The sequence below is a fragment of the Mycobacterium sp. C31M genome, assembly GCF_053345865.1.
Genome location: NZ_JBKFAX010000003.1, coordinates 148326 through 165191, shown reverse-complemented (window position 1 = coordinate 165191; position 16866 = coordinate 148326). Strand labels below are relative to the sequence as shown.

The following is a 16866-nucleotide window of genomic DNA, read 5'->3' as shown; positions in this document are numbered from 1 at the left end:
ACCCACCGTTCTTACTCTGGAGTAAGTTAGACCCATGGCATCCGACCTGTTCTCCCAAGTGGTCAATTCCGGGCCCGGATCGTTCCTGGCCAAACAACTCGGCGTCCCGCAGCCCGAGGAGCTGCGCCGGCACCGCGTCGGTCAGCCGCCGCTGCCCGGTTCGCTGCTGATCGGCGGCTCCGGTCGGGTGGTGGAACCGCTGCGTGCGGCACTGGCCGACGATTACGACGTCGTCGCCAACAACATCGGCGGACGGTGGGCCGACTCGTTCGGCGGGCTGGTGCTCGACGCCACCGGAATCACCGAACCGTCCGGGCTCAAGGAGCTCTATGAATTCTTCACCCCGGTGCTGCGCAACCTCGCGCCGTGCGGCCGGGTCGTGGTGGTCGGGACCACCCCGGCGGGCACGGCGAGTGCTCACGAGCACATCGTGCAGCGCGCGCTGGAGGGCTTCACCCGTTCGCTCGGTAAGGAACTGCGTCGCGGCTCGACGGTGTCGCTGGTGTACCTGGCCGCCGATGCCGGCGCCGGTGCGTCCGGCCTGGAATCCACGCTGCGCTTCATCCTGTCCGGCAAGTCCGCCTTCGTCGACGGCCAGGTGTTCCGGGTCGGCGCCGCCGACTCTGTGGCGCCGACGGATTGGGACAAGCCGTTGGCAGGCAAGGTGGCCGTGGTGACGGGTGCGGCCCGCGGTATCGGCGCGACCATTGCCGAGGTGTTCGCCCGCGACGGCGCCGCCGTCGTCGCGGTGGACGTACCGCAGGCCGAAGAGGCGCTGAAGGAGACCGCCGAGAAGGTCGGCGGCACCGCACTGACGCTCGATGTCACCTCCGAGGGTGCAGTCGACGCGATCATCGCGCATGTCGGTGAGCACCATGGCGGCAAGGTCGACGTGCTGGTCAACAACGCCGGGATCACCCGCGACAAGCTGCTGGCCAATATGGACGAGTCCCGCTGGGATTCCGTGATCGCCGTCAATCTCATTGCGCCGCTGACCCTTACCGAAGGACTGGTGGCCGCGGGCACGCTCGGCGAGGGCGGCCGGGTGATCGGGCTGTCATCGATGGCCGGTATCGCGGGTAACCGCGGCCAGACCAACTACGCGGCGACCAAGGCCGGCATGATCGGCATCGTGGAAGCGCTCCAGGGGCCGCTGTCCGAACGCGGCATCACCATCAACGCCGTCGCCCCCGGGTTCATCGAGACCAAGATGACCGAGGCCATCCCGCTGGCCACCCGCGAGGTCGGCCGCCGCCTCAACTCGCTGTTCCAGGGTGGGCAGCCCGTCGATGTCGCCGAGACCATCGCCTACTTCGCCAGCCCGGCGTCGAATGCGGTGACCGGCAACACGATCCGGGTCTGCGGCCAGGCCCTGCTGGGAGCCTGAGGCGATGTCACAGCCCAACGGTCTGCTCAACATGGCGCGCGCGGTGGCCGGCGCGTTGCCGTTCGTCCCACGCGCCGGCGGCCTGCCCGACCGCACCGTGCACGTGCCCGAACTGCGCATCGACCCGGCCAATGTGGCCGCCTACGCCCACGTCACCGGACTGCGGTTCGGCGACACGGTGCCGCTGACCTACCCGTTCGCGCTGACCTTCCCGAGCGTGATGTCACTGGCCACCGGGTTCGATTTCCCGTTCGCGGCAATGGGTTCGGTGCACACCGAGAACCACATCACCCAGCACCGGCCGATCTCGGTCAGTGATGTCCTCGACGTCCGAGTGCACGCGGAGAACCTGCGCGAGCACCGCAAGGGTCTGCTGGTCGACATCATCACCGAGATCAAGGTCGGCTACGACCTGGCCTGGAAGCAGACCACCACGTTCCTGCATCAGCAGCGCACCAGCCTGTCCGGTGAGCCGCGCCTGGAACCGCCCAAGCAGCCCAAACTTCCGCCGCCGAACGCGATTCTGAATATCTCGCCCGACCAGATCCGCTCGTATGCCTCGATCGGTGGGGATCACAACCCGATCCACACCAGCAGCCTGGGAGCCAAGCTGTTCGGCTTCCCGACCGCGATCGCGCACGGAATGTTCAGTGCGGCGGCGGTTCTGGCCAATGTGGAGGGTCAGCTGCCGGAATCCGTGACGTACTCGGTGCGGTTCGGCAAGCCGGTACTGCTGCCCGCCCGCGCCGGCCTCTACGTCGAGCACGTCGACGGCGGCTGGGAGCTGGCCTTGCGGCACCTGTCCAAGGGTTATCCGCACCTGACCGCGACGGTGTCCGCGCTCTGATCCCCGCCGGCCCAACCTGAAGAAGATCGCGAGAAGAGTCCGAATCCTCGCGATCTTCTTCATTTTCGGCGTCAGGTGGCGGCGGGTTTGCCCTTCAAACCACGCCAGAACAGGTTGATCATCAGCTCGGTCGCCTCGTCCACCTCGGCGTCCCCGGTGCTGACCCGGTCGGCGATCGCCTCGCCGGCACCCACCAGAGCCACGGCCATCATATTGAAATCGGTGTCCGGTCCGGGGTTTCGGGTGCCGGACTGCAACAGGCGGCCGACCAGGTCGATGATACGTTCGCGGCCTTCGCGGACCGTGTGGGCGAAGGCCTGTGAACTGGTCGCCTGGCTGTAGAGCACGATCCAGGACGCCCGGTTGCTGTCGATGTAGCCGAGGAACGCGCCAACGGCGTTGGTCAGCATGTCCTTTGGGCTCAGCGTGAAGTCGATCTTGGCCCGCACCGTCTCGACGAAGCGGTTCAGCTCACGGTCCAGGCAGGCACCGAACAACTCTTCCTTGGAGCCGTAGTACAGGTAGAGCATCGGCTTGGAGATCTGTGCCTCGGCCGCGATGGCATCCATCGACGTCTCGTGATAGCCGTTGACGGAGAACATCTGCACGGCGGCGTCGAGCATCTGCTGCTCGCGCACCGCGCGCGGCAACCGCTTCGTTCCTCCGGCCATCGGAACAGATTACGACTAGCAGTTCGGATTGGGCCCCTTGGACGCCGCGACCCGCTGCAATGAGGCATCCACCTGGGCCTGCGGCAGCTCACCGGAGGCGACCGCCTGCTCGAGGCGGTCCAGCACCGCGGGCACCTCACCGGTGGTGATCCACAGCGCGACATCGGCCCCGGCCTGCAACGACTTGAGCACCGCCTCGGCCACCCCGTACTGCTGGTTGATCGCGGCCATGCTGGACAGGTCATCGGTGTAGACCAGGCCACCGAACCCGACCTCACCGCGCAGCAGACCGTAGGCCGCCGGGCTGAGGCTGGCCTGCTCGCTGCCGGTCAGCCCCGGGACCTGCATGTGGCCCACCATGACGGCGACCGGCGGCTGATGGACCAGCGTGCGATAAGGCACCAGATCGGCGGTCTGCAGCTCGGCCAGCGGCGGCGTCGACACCGCGCCGGTGTGCGAGTCACCGGCTGCGCGTCCGTGGCCGGGGAAATGTTTGAGCACCGGCAGGACCCCGGCGTCGCGCAGGCCGCGGGCGTAGGCGCCGGCGTACTCGGTGACCGTCTCCGGGTCGTCACCGAACGAGCGGTCCCCGATGGCGGCGCTTTCCTGTGTCAGGTCGACGACGGGGGCGAAGTCCACGGTGATCCCGAGGCCACGCATCGCCCGGCCACGTTCCAACGCGATCCCGTAGACCTCGTCGGGCGTCTTGGTCTCGGCGAGCACGCGGGCCGAGGGCTGGCTGCCGATGATCCCGGCCAGCCGCGACACCCGGCCGCCCTCCTCGTCGACGCTGACACCCAGCGACAGCGGCCCGGCGTCGGCGGCGATCCCGGCCAACGGCGCTCCCAACATCGACATATCGGTCCAGCTGCCGATCATGATGCCGCCGACGTGCTGCTCGGTGACGACCGCGCGGGCGTCGGCCGCGCCGGTGACCCCGACCATCAGCAGCTGGGCAAGCTTGTCCCGAGTGGACAGAGTCGCGATGTCGCAGCTGCCAGGTGCGGGGGCCGCCGGCAGCGGCTTGTCCAGCGAGGCGTTGGTCGGTGCGGGGGCCGTGCTGGACACCGGCGCCGGCGAGGCGGTGTCGTCAACCTCGGGGGCGGGTGCGCAGGCCATCAGCAGGCCGGACAGTGCGGTCAGGGCACACAGCGTGCGTGACATCGACATGGCTCCCCACAGTAACGGGCTGTCGCAACCCGCGAGTTTCCACTTATCGAGTGAAAGTGCGACGAGTGAGGTCGTCGATAACCGCAATGTCGCAGGGCGGTCGGCGACCGCCGGCTCCCGCTCAGGTGCGGTCATGCACTCACTGTCGCGTGCTAGGTTGGCCGCATGGATCGGTTCGTCGTGCCCGCTGCCGCCAGCATCGTGGTCGGTTTGTTGCTCGGCGCGGCAGCGATCTTCGGCGTGACCCTCATGGTCCAGCAGGACACCAAGCCGCCCGTGCAGTCCGGGGATCCGGCGTCGTCGGTGCTCAACCGCGTTGAATACGGCGACCGGGCCTAGCCCGGGCGCGCCCGCAGAAAGTCCCCTGTCGCGGCGTTGGCTGTGGCTGGTCGGCACCGTTTTCCTGGTCCTGACCTTCCTACAGTCCCCCGGCCAGATCTCGCCGGACACCAAACTCGACCTGACCGCCAATCCGCTGCGGTTCCTGGCGCGCGCCGCCGACCTGTGGAACAGCGATCTGCCGTTCGGCCAGGCGCAGAACCAGGCCTATGGCTACCTGTTCCCGCACGGCGCGTTCTTCCTGACAGGCGACGTGCTCGGCATCCCGGGCTGGGTGACCCAGCGGCTGTGGTGGGCGCTGCTACTGACGGTCGGGTTCTGGGGGCTGCTCCGGGTCGCCGAGGTGCTCGGCATCGGCACCACCGCATCGCGGGTGATCGCGGCAGGCGCCTTCGCGCTGTCCCCGCGCGTGCTGACCACCCTCGGCGCGATCTCCTCGGAGACGCTGCCGATGATGCTGGCACCGTGGGTGCTGCTGCCGGTGATCCTGGTGATGCGGGGCGATCCCCGGGTCCGGTTGCTGGCCGCCCGCTCGGCCGCCGCCGTTGCATTGATGGGCGCGGTGAACGCGGTCGCGACCCTCACCGGCTGTCTGGCCGCGATCATCTGGTGGGCGGCGCACAAACCGAACCGGCAATGGTGGCGGTTCACCGGATGGTGGCTGGGCGCCACCGTGCTGGCGGTGACGTGGTGGGCCGTCGCACTGGTGCTGCTGGGCCGGATCAGCCCACCGTTCCTGGATTACATCGAGTCCTCCGGCGTGACCACGCGCTGGCTCTCACTGACCGAGATGCTGCGCGGCACCGACAGTTGGACACCGTATGTCGCGCCGTCGGCCACCGCCGGTTCGCCGCTGGTGACCGGTTCGGTCGCCGTGCTGGCGACCACGTTGGTCGCCGCGGCCGGGTTGGCCGGGCTGGCGATGCGGACAATGCCGGCGCGCGGACGGTTGATCACCATCCTGTTCGTCGGCATCACCCTGCTGGCGGTCGGGTACTCCGGTGGGCTGGGCTCGCCGATCGCGGCGCAGATCCAGCTGTTCCTCGACGCCGACGGCACCCCGCTGCGCAACGTGCACAAGCTCGAACCGCTGCTGCGGTTGCCGATCGCGCTCGGCCTGGCACATCTGCTGGGTCGGATCCCATTGTCCGGCAACAGGTCCTGGGTACGCACCGTCGCCTATCCGGAACGGGACAGGCGGGTGGCGGTCGGCATCGTGGTGCTGACGGCGCTGGTCGCGGCGACCTCGCTGGCCTGGACGGGCCGGTTGACCCCGCCCGGCAGCTTCGATGCGATCCCCGAACACTGGCATCAGACCGCCGCCTGGCTCGACGAACACAACACCGACGGCGGGCGGGTGCTGGTGGCGCCCGGGGCGCCGTTCGCCACCCAGGTGTGGGGTAACAGCCACGACGAGCCCCTGCAGGTGCTGGGCCACAGCCCATGGGGTGTGCGCGATTCGATTCCGCTGACCCCGCCGGAGACCATCCGGGCCCTCGACGCGGTGCAACGGCTGTTCGCTGCCGGCCGCCCCTCGGCCGGCCTGGCCGATACCCTTGCCCAACAGGGCATTTCCTACGTCGTCGTACGCAACGACCTGGACCCGGACACCTCCCGCTCGGCCCGTCCGCTGCTGGTGCACCGGGTCGTCGACAACTCACCCGGCCTGACCCGGGTGGCCGAGTTCGGCGATCCGGTCGGCCCCGGCACGCTGGAGGGTTTTGTCACCGACAGCGGTCTGCGGCCGCGGTATCCGGCGGTGGAGATCTACCGTGTCGACGGGGCACAGCCCGGCCCGTACCTGACCGACGCCGACGGGATGGCCCGCGTCGACGGCGGTCCGGAATCGCTGCTGCGGATCGCCGAACGGCGCCGGCTGGCCGGGCAGGAGCCGCTGGGCCCGATGCTGTTGACCGCCGATGCGCAGCGCGCGGTTCTGCCCGCACCGCTGGTCACCATCACCGACACTCCGGTCGCCCGGGAGACCGATTACGGCCGGGTCGACAACCATTCCTCGGAGATGCGCTCCCCGGACGATCCGCGGCACACCTTCAACCGGGTGATGGACTATCCGGCCGGCACCGACCCGCTGTACACCCGGTGGTCGGGTGGACGGCTCAGCGTGTCCAGTTCGGCCGCGGATTCGACTGCGCTGCCCGATGTCTCGCCGTCGGCGGGTCCGGTTGCCGCGATCGATTCCGATCCGTCGACCAGTTGGGTGTCCAGTTCTCTGCAGACGGCCGTGGGACAGTGGATGCAGGTCGACTTCGACAACCCGGTCACCAACGCCGCGGTGACCATCACCCCGAGCGCTACCGCGGTCGGCGCGCAGGTGCGACGTATCGAGGTCTCGACGATCAACGGCACCACCACATTGCGCTTCGACGAGCCCGGCAAACCGCTGGCCGCCGCGCTGCCGTTCGGTGAGACACCCTGGCTGCGGATCACCGCGGTCGGCACCGACGACGGCTCGCCGGGGGTGCAGTTCGGCGTCACCGATCTGACCGTCACCCAGTACGACGCATCGGGCTTCGCCCATCAGATCCCGTTGCGCCGCACCCTGGATGTACCCGGCCCGCCGCCGGGATCCGCGGTGGCGGGCTGGGATCTGGGTTCGGAACTGCTGGGCCGCCCCGGCTGCGCGGACGGTCCCGATGCGGTCCGCTGCGCGGCCACCATGGGGATCTCACCCGAGGAACCGGTGAACCTGAGTCGCACCCTGACGGTGCCGGAGCCGACGACGGTGACCCCGACGGTGTGGGTGCGCCCGCGGCAGGGCCCGCGACTGGCCGATCTGCTGCACACACCTCAAACCGCCCGCGCCGAAGGCGAATCCGACCTGATCGATGTGCTGGGGTCGGCCTATGCCGCGACCGACGGGGATCCCCGCACCTCGTGGGTCGCGCCGCAGAACGGTGTGCAACTCAAGAAGCCGGCCACCTTGACGGTGCGGTTGCCCAAGGCCGCCGAGGTGGCCGCACTGACGCTGACACCCAGCCGGGCCGAACTGCCCGCGAACCCGACGCTGGTCGCGGTCGACCTCGGGGCCGGACCGCAGGTGCGCCGACTGGATCCCGGGCAACCGCAGACCATCGAGCTCAGACCGACCGTCACCGACACGATCACGTTGTCGATCCTGGACTGGCGCGACGTGATCGACCGCACCGCACTGGGTTTCGATCAGCTCAAACCGCCCGGCCTGGCCGAGGTGACGGTGTTGGACGCAGCCGGGAAACCGATCGCCGCGGCCGAACCGGCCGATCGCAGCAGACCGGTCGAGCTGGCCTGTGGCCGCGGACCGATCATCGGAGTGGCGGGGCAGTTCATCCAGACCTCGCTGCGCACCACCGTCGGCGCACTGCTGGACGACGAACCCATTGCCGCGAAACCCTGTGACACAGAGTCCATCTCGCTGCCGTCCGGCCCGCAGGAGCTGCTGGTCAGCCCGGGCGACGCATTCGTCGTCGATGGTGTCAGCCTGCCTACTGCACGGGCGGCCGAGGTGCGGCCCGCCGCAACGACACCCGCAGAAACCGGGAGGTGGACGGCCGATCACCGCGAGGTCATGGTGGCGGCAGCCGACCGCGATCGGGTGGTCGTCGTTCCAGAGAGTGTGAGCCCGGGCTGGGTCGCCCACGCGCCCGACGGCAGCCCGCTGCGGCCGGTCACGGTCAACGGTTGGCAGCAGGGCTGGGTTGTCCCCGCGGGCACCGACGGCACGCTCACGCTGAGCTTCCCATCGAACACGCCCTACCGGATCGGGCTTTTCGGCGGTCTGGCGCTGCTCCCCCTGCTGGCCCTGTTGGCACTGCTGCCGACCCGACGCCCGCAACCGGGCATGGCGGTGCCGACGTGGCGACCTCGGCCGGTGATTGTGGCGGGGGCCGTGCTGGTGGCGGGGACGCTGATCAGTGGGATCACCGGGGCCGTGGTCGTGGCCGCCGCGGTCGGACTGCGCTACCTGCTGGTGCGGCGCCCCGTCCTGGACGAACGGTTCACCGTCGGTGCGACCGCCGGTGGCCTGATCGCGGCCGGCGCGGTGCTCTCGCGTAATCCGTGGCGGTCGGTGGACGGTTATATCGGCCATTCGGCCGGGGTGCAGATGCTGGCGCTGCTGTCGGTGGCGATGCTGGCGGCCTCGGTGGTTGCTATAGGTCGCCGCTCTTTATAGATCGAGGACGAGACGCTCACTGAGCGAACGGGATACGCAGGCGAGCATCGATGTCTGCCGCTCGGCGTCGGTGAGCCGGGCATCCCGGTGATCCGGCGTCCCGGCCAGCACCGGGACCCGGCAGGTACCGCAGAAGCCCTGCCGGCACGAGTAGGCCGTGTCGGGCCGCAGCCGGACCAAGGCGTCGAGCACCGTCTCGTCGGCGGCAACGGTGAGCACCTCGCCGCTGCGGGCCAGCTCGACCTCGAAGGCGGTGCCGTCGCGCACCGGTGCGGCGCTGAACCGTTCGAAATGCAGCGCCGCGGCACCGGACTCGCCGAAATGCTGCCGGACGGTCTCGATCATCGGCGGGGGCCCGCACACGTAGACCGCGCCACCGGCGGCCGCCCTACCCAGCAGATCCGCCGGTGTGGGCAGACCGTGTTCCTCGTCCAGTCGAACACTGACCCGGGCCGGGTCCCATTTCCAGATCTCTTCCAGGAACGGGATCGTCGAGGCACTGCGACCGCAGTACACAAAATGCCAGTCGGTGCCCAGCCGTTGGGCCGCCCGCACCATCGGCAGGATCGGGGTGATCCCGATACCGCCGGCGATGTAGAGCGCCCGCTCGTACGGGATGAACGGAAAACCGTTGCGCGGCCCGCGGACGGTCACCCGGTCACCCACCTGGAGTGCGTGCATCTCCAGCGATCCGCCACCGCCATCGGGAATGCGGCGCACCGCGATCCGGTACCGGTCCGGGTCCTGCGGGTCGCCGCACAGCGAGTACTGGCGGCGCCGGCCCGACGGCAGGTGCAGATCCAGGTGGCTGCCGGGCTGCCACCGCGGCAGCGACTTTCCGTCGGGATCCGAGAAGATCAGCGCCACAACATCTTTGTCGTGCGCCACGATCTCGCGGCCGACGAGCACCAGGGCCATGGGGTCATCGGGGGTGCGCACGGCGTGTTGCCCGGCGTAGTCGGCGCGTGCCGCCGGGCGTAGCCAGAACCGGTCCAGCACGGTCGCGACGACGTTCATGGCCCGGTCGTCGATGGGAGCACCGACGGGCGGGACGCGTTTCACTTCGCTTCGGGGCGGGCGGCGGGAGGCGCGTCGGCGCGTGTCGCCGGCGAGGACGCCAGGTAAGCGACGGCCTGCGCGGTGTTTCCCACATCACCCGGCGAGTAGGTGGGCTTGAAGTACTGCATGGCCCGCAACACGATCAGCAGGAAGCGCGGCGTCAGACCTTTGTGTCCGGAGCGGAACAGGTTGCGCCACACATGCTTACGTCTGCGAGGTGACCAGTTCAGATTGGGATCGACGCGCAGCAGGAAGCGCATGCCCTGCCAGATCAGGTACAGCAGGATCGGGGCGACCACCAACTGTGCACGGGCGCGGCGCCGGTAGCTGCCGTCGAAATGATGCAGCACGTTGTGCGAGACCATCCGGTGCTCGACCTCTTCGGCGCCGTGCCAGCGCAGCAGATCCAATACCACCGGGTGCACCGTCTGCTCGTTCAGGCGTTCGGCGTTGAGTACCCAGTCGCCCAGGAACGCGAAGATGTGCTCGAGCGCGGCGATGACGGCCAGCCGCTCGACCAGATAGTTGTGTGCCGCCGCGCCGGTGGCATCGCGGGGGCCCAACAGGTTGCCGAACACATAGTCGGCCCGCTCGACCATCGGGGCGGGATCGATACCGTGTGCGGCCAGATATTCGTTCAGTCCGGCGTGGGCATTGGCGTGCTGGCTCTCCTGCCCCATGAAGCCGATGACGTCCTCGCGCAGCTTGCCGTCCTCGATATGCGGCAGCGCCTCCTTGAGAACGGTGATGAACCAGTCCTCACCGGCCGGCAGCAGCAGCGACAAGGCGTTGTACAGATGGGTGGCCACCGGATTGCCGTAGACGTAGTGTGCCGGCACGTCGGACAGATCGAACTGCACGGCACGTGCGTGCAGGGCGATCGCCTCGCCGTCCGGGGTGTCCGTGTCCAACAGTTCCATCGGCAAGACGGTACCCGTGGTACCGGGTAGATGTCGATACCGGTGAACCGGCCCGGGCATCGTATGAGCCTCCTACCATCGGCGACGTGTCCAAGCTGAGTACCGCACGCGGGGCCATCGAGACATCGGACCTGGGTGTGACGCTCATGCACGAGCACGTCTTCATCATGTCCACCGAGGTCGCCCAGAACGATCCGGATGCCTGGGGCGACGAGCAGCACCGCATCGACGACGCGGTCGCCCGGCTCAACGAACTGAAATCCCGCGGGGTCGACACCGTCGTCGACCTCACCGTCATCGGCCTTGGCCGCTACATCCCGCGGATCGCCCGGATCGCGGCGCAAACCGATCTGAACATCGTCGTCGCCACCGGGTTGTACACCTACAACGACGTGCCGTTCCGGTTCCACTTCCAGGGCCCGGGCACGCTGCTCGACGGCCCGGAGATCATGACCGAGTTGTTCGTCCGCGATATCCGCGAGGGCATCGCCGGCACCGATATCAAGGCGGCAATCCTCAAGTGCGCCACCGACGAACCCGGCGTCACCCCCGGGGTGGAGCGGGTTCTGCGGGCGGTCGCGGCCGCGCATCGCGAGACCGGGGTGCCGATCTCCACCCACACCCATGCCGGCACCAGGCGCGGCCTGGAACAACAGGCCATCTTCGCCGAGGAGGGTGTGGATCTGAGCCGGGTGGTCGTCGGGCATTCGGGTGACACCACCGATCTGGACTACCTCGAAGAGCTCATCAAGAGCGGGTCCTACCTGGGCATGGACCGCTTTGGTCTGGATTCGATCCTGTCCTTCGAGGACCGGGTGCAGACCGTCGCGCGGATGTGCGAACGCGGGCACGCCGGACAGATGGTGCTCTCCCACGACGCGTCCTGCTATTTCGACGCGCTCCCCGAGGATCTGACACCGCTGGTGCTGCCGAACTGGCACTACCTGCACATCCACAACGACGTCATCCCGGCGCTGCGGCAGCGCGGCGTCACCGACGAACAGCTCCACACCATGCTGGTGGACAACCCGCGCCGGATCTTCACCCACGGCGGCGGCTACTGAGTGATGGCGCTGTCCAGCGGTGCGCTGCGGTGATGACGGGCCTCCCAGCGGCGCAGTGCCTCCCGGCACGGCGACTCGACCAGCGCGTAGCTGACCGCGGCGATCGCGAAACCGAAGATCAGCGTCAGCACCAGCACCACCGGCATGTGCCCGTCGAACGGAAAGTACCCCATGACCGGGAACACCATGGCCAGTGCGGCCAGATGCCAGATGAACAACCCGTAGGACCAGCGACCCAGGGTCACCATGACGCGGCTGCCGAGCAGTCGGTGCTCGGTGTCGGGGGCGTCGAGCACCAACGGGGCCAGTAACGCGCCCGCCACGATGGCCCCCATGGTGATCTTGACAACGAACTGCCCGACGGTGCCCGGCGTCAGACCCTCCGGACCGGCCAGTGGTGAGGTGGCCACCACAAACGCCACCGCCGCGATCGCGGCCATCAGCAGCGGGCGGCGCGCCAGCCGGTGCACCCGGCCCACTTCGCTGACCGACAGCTCGGCCAGCACGATGCCGGCGGCGAACCAGGAGAAGAAGGCGGGCGGCCAGTTCAGCGGGTTGACGCCGTAGGGCGGGTCGAACGGGAGCAGGCCCCAGGCCAGGCTGGCCGCGGCCAGGCCCAGGATCACCGGGATGCGGGCCGACACCGGTAGCCGGCGGGCCAGCAGGGCCAGCAGCGGCAGGGCCAGGTAGAAGCTGACCTCGACCGCCAGGCTCCACATCTGCGTCAGCCCCGAGGTCAGCGTCAGCGGCACGTAGATCTGGGTCAAGGTCAGGTTGGCCAGCCAGACCGTGAGGTTGGCATTCGTGTCCGGCATCAAGATCAGGATGACGATCACGGCCACCAAGTAGCCGGGCATGATGCGCACCAGCCGGGACCGCAGATAGTGCCCGGTCGGCGGGCGGGAGCGCAGGCCGCGGGCCGCGGCGGCATGCCCGCGCCACAGCAGGAACCCCGACAGCGCGAAGAACACCGCAACGGCCAGGTCGAATCGGCCGAGCAGCCGTCCGACGACGCCGCCGGTATGGCCGGTCTGAAAGGCCACGTGGGTGATGACGACTCCGATGGCCGCACAGGCCCGCAGGCCCTCGACCGCGGGCAGGAACCCCCGCGCGGCACCCGAGGTCGCAGCCGAACTCATGAAGACCAGTGTGCAGAATGCGCATGCGTTCTCATAAACCTCGCCATGAGCCTCACCTTCACGCTGTGCTGTTAGGGTCGGTGGCGACCGAAGGGAGCCCGGGTTGAACCGAGCAGTGGCCCTGCGCATTGCCGCATGTGGACTTCTGGGGCTGGGTGCTGCCCTTCTCATCGCAGCATTGCTGCTGTCCACCTACACCAACGGCAAGATCGCCAAGATCCCGTTGAACCTGGACGCCGATCTGGTCAGCGAGGGCACCGCCACCGCACTGGATCCGGCGTCGCTGTCCTCTCCAGAGCGTTTTGTCATCAACGAGGACGTCCCGGTGGCGCTGCAGCAGCAGCTGACCGTCGAGGCGCCGGCCAACGCCGACGTCGTGACACTGCAGGTCGGCAGCACGCTGCGCCGCACCGATCAGCAGCAGGACCAGGGGCTGCTGCTGGCCATGGTCGACACCGTGACCCTGGACCGGACGACGGCCGAGGCCGTGTCCAGCGACACCAACCCCGGCGGTGCGGTGCAGAAGCCACGCACCATCGAGGACGACAACCCGCCGACCAACATCGCGCTGCCGCACGAGGGACTGTCCTACCGCTTCCCGTTCGGCACCGAGAAGAAGACCTACCCCGTCTTCGATCCGATCGCGCAGAAGGCGTTCGACGCGAACTACGACGGCGAAGAAGACGTCAACGGGCTGACCACCTACCGGTTCACCCAGAACATCGGTTATGACGCCGACGGCGAGTTGGCCGACCCGCTGAAGTACGCGTCGCTGTACGACAACGACGAGGACTCCGAGGTCACCGCGCGCGCCTCGCTGTGGGGCGTGGAGGCCGAGAACCCCGAAGACCCGATCACCATGACCCGTTACTACGCCGCCAAGCGGACGTTCTGGGTGGACCCGGTCACCGGCACCATCGTGCGCGCCGAGGATCACGGCTTCCACTACTACTCGCGTGACGCGCTGGCACCCGAGGTGACCTTCGCCGAGTTCGATGTCACCTCGACCGAGAAGACGGTGGCATCACAGGTCGCCGCGGCCCGCGACGAATCGGACACCCTGGCGTTGTGGACCCGGATCCTGCCGATCACGTTCACCGCGCTGGGCCTGGTGACGCTGGTGGGCGGTGTGCTGCTGGGTTCGTTCGCGCTGCGGGCCGAGTCCGCGCTGATCGATCCCGGACTGGACGGCTCGGATCGCGGCTTCTTCGGTCGCCGGGATGACGCCGACTCCGGCCCGATGCCGGCCGCCGAAGCGCAGACCGAGAAGATCCCCACCCGGCGGCCCACCGACCTGCCGCCGGACCGACCGGTCTGACGCCGACCACATCCCCCGGTCGCTGCGCTCCTGCCCGCCGAGGTCACTGGATTGCGCCGGTCTACGCGCTGGCGCTCTCCCTTCTGATCAACGGGCCCCTGCTGACCCCGGGGTATCTGCTGCTGCGCGACGCGGTGTCCACACCGCGGTCGTATCTGTCCGATGCCGCGCTCGGCCTGACCCCGGCCGCGCCGCGGGCGCTGCCGCAGGACTTCCTGATCGCGCTGGGCTCCCGGGTGATCGACGGCGGTGTGCTGGTCAAGGTGCTGTTGGTCGCCGGGTTGGCGCTGGCCGGTTGGGGTGCCGCCCGGTTGGTGGCCCAGGTGCTGCCCGCGGTGGGACTGCCCGGCCAGTTCGTGGCGGCGACGTTGGCCATCTGGAATCCCTATGTCGCCGAACGGCTTCTGCAGGGGCACTGGAGTCTGCTGGTCGGGTACGGCTGCCTGCCCTGGGTGGCCGCGACGGTGCTGGGGCGCCGGTGGTGGGCTCTCGTGTTCTGGATCGCGCTGGCCGGCCTGACCCCCACGGGGGTGCTGCTGGCGGCGGTGGTGGGGCTGGTGTGCTGCCGCTCGTGGCGCGCGGTCGCGGTCACACTCGGTGCGGCGCTGGCGTCGGCGCTGCCGTGGCTGGTGGCTGCGATGGTCTCGGATTCCCTGTCGCCGTCGGCGGGTGCCGGGGTGGCGGCGTTCGCGGCGCGCGCCGAGCCGGGGCTGGGCACGCTCGGCAGCCTGGCCGGGCTGGGCGGCATCTGGAACGGTCAGGCGGTACCCGATTCGCGGGCAACACTTTTCGCGGTGGTGGCCACCGCGGTGTTGCTGGCCGTGGTCGGTTTGGGGTTGCCGTCGGCGCTGCGCGTTCCTGAGGCGCGACCGCTGTTGGTACTGGCCGTGGTGGCGGTCCTGGGTTCTGCGGGCTTGGCAACCGGGCCCGGGCAGGCGGCGCTGGAATGGGTGGTGCAGCAACTGCCGGGACTGGGCCTGCTGCGGGACGGCCAGAAGTGGGTGGCGCTGGCCATGCCCGGTTACGCGCTGGCCGCGGCCGGGGTCGCCCGGTTGGGCCGGTCGGTGGCGGCGGTGTGCGGTGTCGCGCTGATCGCGGTGCTCCCGGATCTGGCCTGGGGTGTGGGCGGGCAGATGCGCGCGGTGCAGTATCCGGCGGCCTGGCCGGCGGTGGCCGCGATGGTGAATGCCGATCCACGGCCGGTCGCGGTGCTACCCCCGGACAGCATGCGCCAGTTCGGCTGGGCCGGGGACGCACCAGTGCTGGATCCGTTGCCGCGCTGGGTGTCCGCGGATGTGCTGGGCAGCGGTGACCTGTTGATCGGCGGGCAGACCATCCCGGGTGAGGGGACGATGGGCCGGGCGATCACCCAGATGGTGCTGCTCGGCGCCACCCAGCAGGAGTTGGCCGATGTCGGGGTGGGCTGGGTGGTGGTCGAGGGTGCCGGGGAGCCGTTGGATCTTCCTGTCGCCTACCGGGATTCGGAGTTGACGCTGTATGACGTCGGCGGTGGGGCGCCGGGCGCCCAGCAGCGCGGCCTGTTGATCGGGGCGCACCTGGTGTGGTTGGTGACGCTGGTCGGCGCCGGGGTGGTGGCCGCGTTCAGACGACGCCGCTGACGCGCCGCCCGGCCGCGACCTCGTCGAGCACGGTGCGCATGGACTCGGCGCTGAGCGCCCAGGAGAACTCCGCGCTGCGGATGCGCGCCTTGGCACCGAGTTCGTTGCGCAGCACCGGGTCTGCCAGCAGGCGACGCAGACCGTCGACCAGATCCGGCGGACCGTCCACCAGCAGACCGGTCACCCCGTCGACGATCGAGTCGGTCAACCCGCCGGCGCCGCGGTAGCCGATGGTCGGCACGCCGTGCTGGGCGGCCTCGATGACCGCCAGCCCCCAGCCTTCCTTGCGCGACGGCATGAGATGCACCCAGCAGCGTTGGACGACTTCATGTTTGGCCGCATCGTCGATGTGGCCGTGGAACGTGACAGCATCGGTGATACCCAGCGCCGCGGCATGGTCGACCAGCCGTTGTCGCCACCAGCCGCCGCCGACGATGTCCAGGTGCAGGTCGGGGATGTCGGGGCGCAGCGCGGCGACGGCATCGAGGGCATCCTCAATCTGCTTGTGCGGCACCAACCGGGACAGCACCGCGACCCGCGGAGTCACCGAGCGCGGTGCGGGCCGCGTCGCCTCAGGAATGTCGTCGAGTCCGTTGCGCACCACCGCAATCCGGTCGGGGGTGACCCCCAGCTCGGTCAGCTCACGGGCCGACGGCAGCGACACCGTCACGTACTGGTTGCGTCGGTGCAGCCGTGGTGACAGCCGTGATTCGACGAACCAGCCGAACCGGCCGGTGCGCCGTCCCGCCACCGGCCACTGTTCGCGGTGGCAGTGGTGCACCAGCAGCACGGAGCGTCTGCCGTAGGCCAGGCGCGCCAGGAACGGGATGCCGTTCTGGGTGTCGATGACGACGTCGGGCCGGCTGCGCCGCAGCGGTCCCAGACCGATGCGGGCTGCCCACATCGACAGGCCCGCCCAGATGTACACCGAGTACGGTCCGCCGCCGCGGCTGACGGCCACGCCGTCGATGATGTCGCGCCGGGCGGCACCGGGATACCGTGCGGTGCGCAGGGTGACGTCGATCCCGGTGGCGGCAAGTTGGCTGCCGATGCGCTGCAGGTACGCCTCACTACCGCCGCCCTGCGGGTGTCCGGTGTCGCGCCAACACAGCAGCAGCACACGCTGCACGTGGGCATCGCGGGGTCCGGAACTCATAACCCG

Annotated in this window: 13 protein-coding genes; 7 read left to right on the top strand and 6 right to left on the bottom strand. The window is 69.3% G+C overall.

Annotation, left to right across the window (positions count from 1 at the left end):
- The first annotated feature begins 34 nt into the window (after positions 1 to 34).
- The gene (locus tag ACLBYA_RS05690; protein ID WP_447708380.1) at positions 35 to 1387 is read left to right on the top strand and encodes a 3-oxoacyl-ACP reductase; all 1353 of its coding nucleotides are present in this window, start codon (positions 35 to 37) and stop codon (positions 1385 to 1387) included.
- A 4-nt stretch (positions 1388 to 1391) separates the two neighbouring features.
- The gene (locus ACLBYA_RS05685; RefSeq protein ID WP_447708379.1) at positions 1392 to 2234 is read left to right on the top strand and encodes a MaoC/PaaZ C-terminal domain-containing protein; all 843 of its coding nucleotides are present in this window, start codon (positions 1392 to 1394) and stop codon (positions 2232 to 2234) included.
- 71 nt (positions 2235 to 2305) lie between these two features.
- Here ACLBYA_RS05685 and ACLBYA_RS05680 read toward each other — a convergent pair whose 3' ends face one another.
- Together ACLBYA_RS05680 and ACLBYA_RS05675 are read right to left on the bottom strand one after the other, a co-directional pair.
- Positions 2306 to 2905, bottom strand: coding sequence for a TetR/AcrR family transcriptional regulator (locus tag ACLBYA_RS05680; protein WP_447708378.1), 600 nt, complete (start codon positions 2903 to 2905; stop codon positions 2306 to 2308).
- A 15-nt stretch (positions 2906 to 2920) separates the two neighbouring features.
- Positions 2921 to 4075, bottom strand: a complete 1155-nt coding sequence (locus ACLBYA_RS05675; protein WP_447708377.1) for a glycoside hydrolase family 3 N-terminal domain-containing protein — start codon at positions 4073 to 4075, stop codon at positions 2921 to 2923.
- Between the two features lie 165 nt (positions 4076 to 4240).
- Here ACLBYA_RS05675 and ACLBYA_RS05670 point away from each other — a divergent pair, with 165 nt between their 5' ends.
- Positions 4241 to 4414: a DUF2613 domain-containing protein gene (locus ACLBYA_RS05670; protein WP_083056138.1), complete on the top strand. Its 174-nt coding sequence runs from the start codon at positions 4241 to 4243 to the stop codon at positions 4412 to 4414.
- Positions 4415 to 4439: 25 nt separating this feature from the next.
- A complete protein-coding gene (locus ACLBYA_RS05665; protein ID WP_447708660.1) occupies positions 4440 to 8585 on the top strand; it encodes an alpha-(1->3)-arabinofuranosyltransferase domain-containing protein in 4146 nt (1381 codons plus the stop codon).
- Here ACLBYA_RS05665 and ACLBYA_RS05660 read toward each other — a convergent pair.
- The gene (locus tag ACLBYA_RS05660) at positions 8580 to 9602 is read right to left on the bottom strand and encodes a PDR/VanB family oxidoreductase (protein ID WP_447708659.1); all 1023 of its coding nucleotides are present in this window, start codon (positions 9600 to 9602) and stop codon (positions 8580 to 8582) included. The genes ACLBYA_RS05665 and ACLBYA_RS05660 overlap by 6 nt on opposite strands.
- Before the next feature lie 41 nt (positions 9603 to 9643).
- Entirely contained in the window at positions 9644 to 10564 is a 921-nt protein-coding gene (locus tag ACLBYA_RS05655; RefSeq protein WP_447708376.1) for a metal-dependent hydrolase, read from the bottom strand.
- 86 nt (positions 10565 to 10650) lie between these two features.
- Between ACLBYA_RS05655 and ACLBYA_RS05650 the strand changes: the two genes are divergently transcribed.
- Positions 10651 to 11628: a phosphotriesterase family protein gene (locus ACLBYA_RS05650; protein WP_447708375.1), complete on the top strand. Its 978-nt coding sequence runs from the start codon at positions 10651 to 10653 to the stop codon at positions 11626 to 11628.
- Here the strand turns inward: ACLBYA_RS05650 and ACLBYA_RS05645 are convergent.
- On the bottom strand, positions 11622 to 12767 hold the full coding sequence (locus ACLBYA_RS05645; protein WP_447708374.1) for an acyltransferase family protein: 1146 nt from the start codon (positions 12765 to 12767) through the stop codon (positions 11622 to 11624). The two genes, ACLBYA_RS05650 and ACLBYA_RS05645, sit on opposite strands and share 7 nt — an antisense overlap.
- A 103-nt stretch (positions 12768 to 12870) precedes the next feature.
- On the opposite strand from ACLBYA_RS05645, the gene ACLBYA_RS05640 reads away from it, so the two are divergent.
- Together ACLBYA_RS05640 and ACLBYA_RS05635 are read left to right on the top strand one after the other, a co-directional pair.
- On the top strand, positions 12871 to 14085 hold the full coding sequence (locus tag ACLBYA_RS05640; protein ID WP_447708373.1) for a DUF3068 domain-containing protein: 1215 nt from the start codon (positions 12871 to 12873) through the stop codon (positions 14083 to 14085).
- A gap of 50 nt (positions 14086 to 14135) precedes the next feature.
- Complete coding sequence (locus ACLBYA_RS05635; RefSeq protein WP_447708658.1) at positions 14136 to 15704, top strand: hypothetical protein; 1569 nt, start codon at positions 14136 to 14138, stop codon at positions 15702 to 15704.
- On the opposite strand, the gene ACLBYA_RS05630 is transcribed toward ACLBYA_RS05635, so the two are convergent.
- Positions 15688 to 16860, bottom strand: a complete 1173-nt coding sequence (locus ACLBYA_RS05630; RefSeq protein ID WP_447708372.1) for a glycosyltransferase family 4 protein — start codon at positions 16858 to 16860, stop codon at positions 15688 to 15690. The two genes, ACLBYA_RS05635 and ACLBYA_RS05630, sit on opposite strands and share 17 nt — an antisense overlap.
- Positions 16861 to 16866 lie beyond the last annotated feature (6 nt).